This window comes from Paenibacillus xylanexedens, from assembly GCF_007676705.1.
GTDB lineage: Bacteria > Bacillota > Bacilli > Paenibacillales > Paenibacillaceae > Paenibacillus > Paenibacillus xylanexedens_C.
Genome location: NZ_VEBF01000652.1, coordinates 1 through 237, shown reverse-complemented (window position 1 = coordinate 237; position 237 = coordinate 1). Strand labels below are relative to the sequence as shown.

Genomic DNA, 237 nt, shown 5'->3' with positions numbered 1-237 from the left:
AAGTGAGAATATTTTTATTAGGAAGTGTGGTTAATGGAAGAGGGAGTGGAGTGATGTGGGGGGTGAGGAGGATGTATGTGTTTGATGAGGTTGGAGGGAGGATGGGTAAGGGGGGTTTTGTAATGGTCATTCAGTGGGTGGGTGGGATGTTGGGAGAATTGGTGGGGGGTTGGTTATATGAGGGGGTAGGGGTGAAGAAGGTGATGATTGGATGAGTGGGGGTTAATGGGTTAGGTT

At 48.5% G+C, this 237-nt stretch carries 1 pseudogene; it reads left to right on the top strand.

Going from position 1 to position 237, the window contains the following annotated elements:
- A pseudogene (locus FS628_RS32365) lies at positions 1-215 on the top strand (MFS transporter); the annotation flags it as partial.
- Between the last annotated feature and the right edge of the window lie 22 nt (positions 216-237).